We start from the raw sequence: 6,127 nt of genomic DNA, 5'->3' as shown, positions 1-6,127 counted from the left end.
CCGGCCGGCACTCCCCCAAGCTCTTCGAGCAGGGGGTACCCCCAGAGCACGCACCGGACGCCGCTCCTTGACGGGCGAACGTTGCCTGCCGGGGCCCTAGCACAGGCGCCGGGCCGGGCGCCACCGTCGGCAGCCGACAGCAGACCTGCACCTCGGCAGCGGGTGCACGGCGCGGAAGGCGGCCATGGGCAACGCCACGGTGTTCGACGCGGTGGGCGTGGCACCCGGCCGCAGCGTGCCGGTGATGCCCGACCGCTGGGCCGGGTGCACGCCCCGACGTCGGCCAGGACGCCGGGACGTGCACGGACCGCTTGCCGCCGGCGTCATCGGGTACTCGGCTGCGAGAAGGAGGTGAGCGATGACCGTGCAGCCGCCCCCACCGAACGTCGACCGACCCGTAGTGGGCTCCTATCCGACGTACGACGGAGCCCAACGGGCCGTGGACTTCCTCTCCGACAGCGGCTTTCCCGTGCAACGCACGGCGATCATCGGGTCGGACCTGCGGATGGTCGAGACAGTGCTCGGGCGCATCACCCGCGGACGAGCCGCCCTCGCCGGCGCGGGCTCCGGGGCCTGGTTCGGCCTCCTCATCGGTCTGCTGCTGTCCCTCTTCGCCGCCGGCTCGCACAACGCCCTCGCGCTCCTGCTCAGCGGCATCGCCTACGGGGCTGTCTTCGGAGCCGTCTTCGGCTTCACCGGTCACGCCCTCACGGGAGGTCGCCGCGACTTCGCTTCCCGCAGTCAGATCATCGCAGCCCGCTACGACGTCGTCGCCGACCCGCAGGTGGCCGAGGAGGCGAAGAACCTCCTGATCAAACTCGGCTGGCGGGAGTCCTAGTTCAGCGGCGGTCACCGGCGCCTGCTCTTTCGCCGGGATGCGCGACCACAAGCTCGTGCGGGAGTGAAATGTCGCAAGTCGAGTCCTCGCGATGCGTGGCGCTCACGAGAGGATCTCAACGAGGAAAGAGCGACACTGTCGACTGCCGAGCAGGCGAGGGTCCGCCCGCTAGGATCAGCCCTGCGGTTCCCGCCTTTTCGGATTGCCGATGGGTGAGGCTTCGTCGTGAAGGTTTGACAAAGCGCCCAAGTGTTCACAGCCACTTGGCCGCCGCAGCCAAAGGCGCGCGACGAATTCGCGGGTCGTCCGCCGCTGTGCGAGCCGGAAAGGGAATTCATGGTGTTGTCTGCCCTTGTGGGAGCCGCCGACCCGCCACAGCTCCTACCCGCGCGCGAGCAGATGGCGTTCACCTTGGGCTTTCACATCGTTCTGGTGCCCTTCGGTGTCGCATTCACCTTCATGATGTTGCTCTGCCACTACCGGGGGCTGCGTCGTGACGATCAGCATGCGCTGCTCCTGGCACAGCGGTGGTCGAAGGTGGCGGCCGTACTGTTCGCGGTCGGGGCCGTCTCCGGCACCGTGCTGACTTTCGAGTTGGGGTTGCTCTGGCCCGGACTGATGGGTAGATATGGCCCCGCGTTCGGCTTTCCCTTCGCTATTGAAGGGCTCTTCTTCTTCCTCGAAGCCATCTTCATGGCCATCTACATCTACGGCTGGAAGGGACTTCCACCGTGGCCGCACTTCTGCACCGGCGTCGTGGTCACCCTGGCGAGCGTCGGCGGAACGGCCTCCGTCATCGCGGCGAACGGCTGGATGAACCAGCCCGCCGGGGTCACGGTGAACAACGGGCGTGTGGTCGGCGTGGCCCCGTCCAAGGTCTTCTTCAACGGCGCGTTCTGGTGGGAGATGGTGCACATGCTCCTCGCGTCGTACATCGTCGCGGGGTTCATGGTCGCCGGGGTGTACGCGTGGGGCCTGCTGAAGGGACGTCGGGACCAGTACCACCGTCTTGGGTTCCAGGTGCCGTTCACGGTCGCGGCGATCGCCATGCCGCTGCAGTTCCTCGTCGGCGACACCATCGCCCGTCAGGTGTTCGACAGGGAACCGGCCAAGTTCGCCGCCATCGAGATGGTTCCGAAAACCGGCAATCACATCCCGGAGACCCTCGGTGGCATCTTCGTCGCCGGCAAGGTGCGCTTCGGCGTCGGGCTTCCCGACGTCGCCTCCATCCTCGCCGGCTTCCGCCCCTCCACCACAATCAAGGGCCTGGACGCGATCCCCGTAGCGGTACGCCCGGATGACGCCGTGGTCAGCGTCGTGCACCTCGGTTTCGATGTCATGGTCGCAACCGCAACGTTGCTGCTTCTGCTGTCCGTGTGGTACGGCTGGCTTTGGTGGCGGCGACGTGAGGTGCCCACGAACCGCTGGTTCCTGCGCATTTCGTCGATCGCCGGCGCGGTTGCGCTGCTGTCCCTGTGGAGCGGCTGGGTGGTGACCGAGGTCGGCCGCCAGCCCTGGACCGTCGTGGGGCTCTTGCTGACGAAGGACGCGGTCGCCACGCGGGGCAATCTGTGGCCGCTCTTCGCCACGGTCCTCGCGATCTACGTCTGCGTCGGTGCCGGTGCCTGGTTCGTCCTGCGCACCATGAGCCGCCGGTGGTTGGTGGAGGGCACCGACGCCGTCGCGGTTCCGTACGGCCCCCGGCCTGCCCCGGCGACGGACCAGCGCGGTCGGAGCTGATGAGGCATGAGCACGCTGATCGCGGTGGTCCTGTTCATCGGTGTCATCGCCTACGCCCTCTTCGGCGGGGCGGACTTCGGGGCCGGCTTCTGGGATCTGACGGCCGGAGGGCCTGCCCGGGGACGCCGCACTCGCGAGCTGATCGACCTATCCCTCAGCCCCGTGTGGGAGGCCAACCACACATGGCTGATCTTCTGTCTCGTCACGGTTTGGACGGGCTTTCCCCAAGCCTTCACCGCCATCACCACCACCCTGTACTTCCCCCTGGGACTGGCGGCGCTGGGCATCGTCGCCAGGGGAACCGGCTTCGCCTTCCGCCATGTGCTGACCCAAGGCCGGGCGGAGCAAACAAGCGGCGCCGCCTTCGCCTGCTCGTCGCTACTCACCCCGTTCTTCTTCGGCACCATCGCGGGCGGGATCGCCTCCGGCCGTGTCCCCTCGACGGGACACGGTGACGCGTTGTCCAGTTGGGTCAACCCGACCTCCGCTCTGGGCGGCGTACTCGCGGTCACGGTCTGCGCCTATCTCGCCGCCGTGTTCCTCACCGGACAGGCTCGGCGGCGAGGGGACAGCTCGCTGGAAAAGGCGTTCCGCTATCGGGCCTTCGGCGCGGGCGTCGTTGCGGGCCTGGTGGCGCTGGCGGGCGTCTTCCTGCTGCACGCCGACTCCCCGCGCCTGTTCCACCAGCTGAGCACGGTGGGCGCGCCCCTCCTTGCCGTCTCCGGCCTGTGCGGCCTCGCCGCGCTCCTCCTGCTGCGCAGGGGCCGGCCTTCCGTCGTGCGTACCCTGGCGGCCATCGCGATCGCCACCGTCGTCGCGGGCTGGGGAGTCGCCCAGTACCCCTACCTCCTGGGCACGCACGTGACCATCCAGCAAGCGGCGGCTCCGGCGGCCACTTTGTGGGTGCTGTTCGCAGTGTCCTGCGTCGCGGCAGTGCTGATCGCGCCCTCGCTCTTCCTGCTCTACAGCCTGCAACTGCGACGCAAACTCGGCTGACGAGGAACGAGGGTCCAACGAGGAACGAGGGTCCAACGATGATCACTGCTCACCCGATTCGTGCGGTTGCCAGGGCATGGCGCTCGTCCTCACCCCGCAGGACGCCACGCCAGGCGCCTGTTACCTTGTGAGCACGAGAGTGGGTTCCCGCTTCGACAGCAGCTCCCCGCGGAGTCATGCGGCAGCGGTAGAAGCGGACGAAGGGGGCGGCTGCCCCCCCGGGGGATCTTCGTCCGCCCCATCGGGCCTCTCGCCGAGGTTCCGAGCGGGCTCCTCGGACGGTTCCGCCCGGATGCCCGTACAGAGGTCGGCTCAGGCGACATCCGGAGCACGTCCGGACTGTCCACGGGAGATGGCGTATGGCGGCTACCCCTCGCATCGACGAACGTGTTTTCGCGCTGCTCGTCGCCTACATCGCCTTGTTCTCCGCCGCGGTGGTCGAGATTTCGGGCGCTGGTCATGTCCGGTGGGCTCTCTACGCGGTGTTCGCTCCGCTGGTGGCCGCCGCGTTGCTGCCGTTCCGTCTCACCCTGGTGATCGGTGTGCTCTCCGTCCTGGCGGTCGGCCTCATCTATGGCGTCGCATTGCCCGACGTCCTCCCGGGTGGTCGTGTCGCGGTCCTCGTGGGCGTGGCGGTGGCGTGCGGTGTCGGCCTGGCGGTCTGCCGAGTCCGGCTACGACTCATGATCGCCCGGCGTCGGCTGGCTCTGCTCAGCGACGCCAGCGAGCGCTTCGGCAGCACGCTGGACGTGACGCAAACGGCCCGCGACCTGGCGGAAGTCACCGTTCCGCGGTTCGCGGACGTCGTCAGCGTGGGGGTGTTCGAGAGCGTCCTGAGAGGCAGGGAGCCCCCGACCGAGCTGCCGGCGGAGCCCGTCGAGTTGCGCCTGGTGGCCCTGCAGCCCGTAAGCCCGGGGGTCCACCGGGGTGCGCTGAAGCCTGGTGAGTACCCACAGGTGTCGTTCCCGGCCCGTTACCTGAGCGCGTGTATGCCTGCGCGAGCCGGATACGTCGATGACGTCGACGTGAAGGGCTGGCTGGCGCAGGACCCGAGCCTCGCCGCCCTGACGACGGGCGAAGGCGACGGGTACGCGGCGATCGCGGTGCCGTTGTGTGCCCGAGGGGGCGTCCTCGGGACGGTGATCTTCCTGCGGCATCGGCGTCCCCGCTCGTTCGACGGCGATGATCTTGTCTTGGCCGAGGAAATGGGGTCCAGGGCCGCAGTGTGCCTGGAGAACGCCAGACGGTACTGCCGCGAACGCGAAACGTCCCGGATCCTGCAGCAGAACCTCCTGCCCAGGCGTATGCCCGAGCTCGCTGCGGTGGAGGTGGCGAGCCGGTACCTCCCGGCACAGCACGGCGCCGGAGTGGGCGGTGACTGGTTCGACGTGATACCGCTGTCCGGCGCCCGTGTCGCGCTGGTGGTCGGTGACGTGGTCGGGCACGGGCTGCTCGCCTCGGCGACCATGACCCGGCTGCGTACCGCCGTGCGCACACTGGCCGACATCGACCTGCAACCCGACGAACTCCTCACCCACCTCGACGACGTCGTCCTCCGGCTGAGCACCGAGAGCGCACCCGTGGACGGCGGGGCGGACCTCGACGTCGACGGCGCCGCGGGAGAGGTCGGAGCAACCTGCCTGTACGCGATCTACGATCCTGTCGCAGGCCTCTGCACGCTCGCCAGCGCAGGTCACCCCCCACCCGCAATGGTCGCGCCGGACGGGAGCACCCGGGTCGTCGACGTTCCGCCGGGCCCCCTCCTCGGGCTGGGGGGTCTGCCCTTCGAGGCGGTGGACGTGCAGGTGCCGGAGGGCAGCCTGTTGGTCCTCTACACCGACGGTCTCATCCGGGGGAACCACCGTGACCCCGACAGCGGACTGCAGGAGCTTCTGCACGCACTGAGCACGCCGCAGCCCTCGTTGGAGGGGAGCTGCCGGGCCGTTCTGGGCACCCTTCTCGACGGCCGGCCCACCGACGACGTGGCCCTTCTCATGGCGCGCACGCGGGTTCTGAACTCCGACCACGCCGCCACGTGGGATCTCCGGGCGGACCCTGCCGTCGTCGCCGAGGCCCGTGAGCAGGCGGCCCGCCAACTGGCTGCCTGGCGGCTGCACGACGCGGCGTTCACGACCGAACTCATCGTCAGTGAGCTGGTGACCAACGCGATCCGCTACGCGCAGCCCCCCGTCCGGCTCTCTCTCATCCACGAAGACCACAGTCTGATCTGCGAAGTGTCCGACGGCAGCACCACCACCCCACACCTGCGACGGGCGCGAACCTTCGAGGAGGGCGGCCGTGGCCTGTTCATCGTCGCCCAGCTCGCCCGGCGCTGGGGTACGCGCCACAGCCGTCACGGGAAAACCATCTGGGCGGAACTGGCCGCGGGAGACGGCCCCGACTCAGGGGCCGCCTAGTGCTGTGGCCGGAAAGGTTCACCGGCTCAGGGGCAAAATGGGGCTCTTCTGCTTGATGTGTGGGTCAGTCTGAGGCGAGTTGGCGTCCTGGCAGTGTTGGGCGGTCGCCTCCGAGGGTGAGCATGACGAGGGCGAT

At 68.9% G+C, this 6,127-nt stretch carries 4 protein-coding genes; all 4 read left to right on the top strand.

All coding sequences use genetic code 11. The features are described 5' to 3' along the window. The first annotated feature begins 358 nt into the window (after positions 1 to 358). The 4 genes from AB0N14_RS39245 to AB0N14_RS39230 all read left to right on the top strand — a co-directional run bounded on the left by AB0N14_RS39245 (position 359) and on the right by AB0N14_RS39230 (position 5,991). Positions 359 to 838 carry a general stress protein gene (locus AB0N14_RS39245; protein WP_366030490.1) on the top strand — a complete coding sequence of 160 codons (480 nt, stop codon included), beginning with the start codon at positions 359 to 361 and terminating at the stop codon, positions 836 to 838. Positions 839 to 1,180: 342 nt separating this feature from the next. Then, positions 1,181 to 2,578, top strand: a complete 1,398-nt coding sequence (locus AB0N14_RS39240) for a cytochrome ubiquinol oxidase subunit I (RefSeq protein WP_366030489.1) — start codon at positions 1,181 to 1,183, stop codon at positions 2,576 to 2,578. Positions 2,579 to 2,584: 6 nt separating this feature from the next. Next, positions 2,585 to 3,574 carry a cytochrome d ubiquinol oxidase subunit II gene (locus tag AB0N14_RS39235; protein ID WP_366030488.1) on the top strand — a complete coding sequence of 330 codons (990 nt, stop codon included), beginning with the start codon at positions 2,585 to 2,587 and terminating at the stop codon, positions 3,572 to 3,574. A 359-nt stretch (positions 3,575 to 3,933) separates the two neighbouring features. Further along, a complete protein-coding gene (locus AB0N14_RS39230; RefSeq protein ID WP_366030487.1) occupies positions 3,934 to 5,991 on the top strand; it encodes a SpoIIE family protein phosphatase in 2,058 nt (685 codons plus the stop codon). Positions 5,992 to 6,127: the final 136 nt, after the last annotated feature.

The organism is Streptomyces sp. NPDC051104 (assembly GCF_040682835.1).
GTDB classification, from domain to species: Bacteria; Actinomycetota; Actinomycetes; order Streptomycetales; family Streptomycetaceae; genus Streptomyces; species Streptomyces cynarae.
Note: the sequence above shows the minus strand (reverse complement) of the source record. Positions and strands in the feature narration are given on the sequence as shown.